Below are 2,585 nucleotides of genomic sequence, written 5' to 3'. Positions count from 1 at the left end.
GCCGAGCGCCATTGCCCGTTCATTCTGCCCATGTCGGTCAGGAATTGGAAGTTTATTATCGTTGGCATCCGTATTTTGGCCGCAAGGTCAACGTTCGGCGGGTAGAGCATCGAGCAACGGGCCAATTTCTCAAGGTGTTAGGTCCGTCAGGTGCCGTCGTTTCGATGGCTGCCTGGATGCTTGATCCGGTCGTTTGCGCCGGCATGACATCGGGTGCGCCACAGGTCGATCTGCTGGCATTGTCCGAATTGAAGAGGCTGGTCACGGTCGTCGCTGCTCCGCCACACTCCAGACGCGATGATGGATTCGCACGGGAGAAAGTCGATGAAGCAGCACGCCGCGCCCGCGTTGAACTCGGGCAGACAGATGAACCTGATATTCGAACCCAGCCGGATAGACGGGATGAACGAAACGGAACGGATGAAAGTCGTTCTGACGCTTGCCCGGATTCTGATGCAGGCCGCCGGCATCAGCATAGAGGAGCTTGCCGATGACAAGCGCTGATCTCCCGGTGACCGTGCTTCAGCGCAAGGCGGTCGTGTATGTACGCCAGTCCTCGCAATCCCAGGTCATGACCAATCTGGAAAGCCAGCGGCGCCAATATGATCTGGTCGACATCGCACGTAGCTACGGCTTTGTCGACATCGAGGTTATCGATGACGATCTCGGGCGATCGGCGAGTGGAACGGTAGCGCGGCCCGGCTTCGACCGTCTGGTCGCCTGGCTCTGCGCTGGCAAGGTCGGGGCTGTCCTGTGCTTCGATGCGTCGCGGCTCGCGCGCAACGGGCGCGACTGGCATCATTTGCTCGAACTGTGCGGACTTGTCGAAGCCCGTGTTATCGATCACGACGGGGTGTACAACGCTTGCCACCCCAACGATCGCCTACTCCTTGGCATGAAAGGCAGTATCAGCGAGTTCGAGTTGGGTGTGCTGCGGGCAAGGATGCTCGATGCCGCAAGGTCGAAGGCGCACCGCGGCGAACTGCGCTTGTCGGTTCCATTCGGCTATGTATGGCATCGCGAGGCAGGCCTAGGGCTTGATCCCGATATTCGTCTGCAAGAAGTGATCCGGCTTATCTACGCCCGCTTTCGCGAGCTCGGCAGCGCCCGTCAGGTGTTGTTGTCGATGCAGGCCGAGCAGATCCACTTCCCGCGGCCTGCCGACGAAGGCCGCATGACGAACTGCATCTGGCAGCCGATCCGCTACCGTAATGTGATCAGCGTTCTCAAAAATCCATTCTATGCAGGCGTTTATGTATATGGCAAAAGTGAGAAGCGCACCTCGATTGTTGAGGGGCGAGCGCGGCGGACCTACGGACATTACAAGCCGGCGGGTACTTGGGAGGTGATGATCAAGGATCATCACGAGGGTTACATCGGCTGGGATGAGTTTGAGCGCAATCAGAAGCAGTTGGCGCTCAACGCCTATGGTCGCCAGGATGGCGCAAAATCAGGCCGCGGGGGCAAGGCGCTCTTATCAAGCCTTCTGACGTGCGCCCGTTGCGGCCAACGTCTCAGTGTTTGCTATAGGGGCGGTCCGATCAGCCAGCCGGTCTACCGCTGCGATAGAGGTAACCTGGCTGGGCAGCCTCGTTGTATGACCTTCGGTGCTCCGAAGATCGACACGGCGGTGGCACGGGAGCTGTTGCGAGCGGTAGAACCCTTGGCGATCGAAGCTGCGATCGAGGCGGAGCGAATGCATCAGGAACGACAGGAAGATCGGCGCCAGATCCTCGACCTGGAACTTCAGCAGGCCCGCTACGAGGCTGGCCTTGCCGAACGGCGCTATGCAGCATGTGATCCCGACAACCGCCTGATTGCCGCTCAGTTGGAGAAGAACTGGGAGGCGGCATTGCGCCGCGTACGCGATCTGGAGATGCGCAAACCCGCGCACGACCCAACGACGATCGTCGTTGATCCCAATGCCTTTTCCAACCTCGCAGAGAACCTGTCGGCAGCCTGGAATGCTCCCGATGTAACCATGCGCGCACGCCAGCAGCTTCTCCGAACGTTGATCGCGGACATTATCGTCGATGTTGACGATGCTGTCCGTGACGTTGTCCTCACCATTCATTGGAAAGGTGGTCAGCATTCGGAGTTGCGTGTTCGTAAGCCACAGTCTGGCGAACACGGCAGCGCGACAGCCGAAGATGCACTGGAAGTCATACGCGGCATGGCTGGCCGCTGGTCAGACGAGCATATCGCCGCCACACTCAACCGAATGGGCTTTCCCACCGGCCAGGGAAAGACATGGACAGCCCATCGGGTCCGTTCTGTTCGTTACGTGCGTGGCATCGATGCCTACCGTTCAGCCGATAAAAATGGCGAATGGCTCACGCAAGCAGAGGTCGCCAAAGCGTTGGGCGTCTCAAGCTATCTGGTACGACGCCTTGTTTCCACAGGCGTTCTTCCTGCGGTCCAGGTTGTTCCGCGAGCGCCCTATCAAATCCGGGCCGCCGATTTGACGTCCGAGCCGGTCAAAGCGGCGATTGCCCGGAAAGGTCGCCCGTTGCGCGATGTGGACGCGGACACGCTTCCAATGTTTACATACACTTAACGAAGGGGTGCATAATGAAACACGTCTC

At 59.1% G+C, this 2,585-nt stretch carries 2 protein-coding genes; both read left to right on the top strand.

Going from position 1 to position 2,585, the window contains the following annotated elements; all coding sequences use genetic code 11:
- Positions 1–324 precede the first annotated feature (324 nt).
- Positions 325–504 carry a hypothetical protein gene (locus CO666_RS34390; protein ID WP_051679588.1) on the top strand — a complete coding sequence of 60 codons (180 nt, stop codon included), beginning with the start codon at positions 325–327 and terminating at the stop codon, positions 502–504.
- On the top strand, positions 491–2,557 hold the full coding sequence (locus tag CO666_RS33255; RefSeq protein ID WP_010009919.1) for a recombinase family protein: 2,067 nt from the start codon (positions 491–493) through the stop codon (positions 2,555–2,557). The genes CO666_RS34390 and CO666_RS33255 overlap by 14 nt, the downstream gene beginning before the upstream one ends.
- Positions 2,558–2,585: the final 28 nt, after the last annotated feature.

This window comes from Rhizobium chutanense, from assembly GCF_002531935.1.
Classification (GTDB): Bacteria; Pseudomonadota; Alphaproteobacteria; order Rhizobiales; family Rhizobiaceae; genus Rhizobium; species Rhizobium chutanense.
Note: the sequence above shows the minus strand (reverse complement) of the source record. Positions and strands in the feature narration are given on the sequence as shown.

Bases quoted from the DNA above. Each gene is read 5' to 3' on its own strand.
- CO666_RS33255 (WP_010009919.1), top strand. From the start codon at position 491: ATGACAAGCGCTGATCTCCCGGTGACCGTGCTTCAGCGCAAGGCGGTC.
- CO666_RS34390 (WP_051679588.1), top strand. From the start codon at position 325: ATGAAGCAGCACGCCGCGCCCGCGTTGAACTCGGGCAGACAGATGAAC.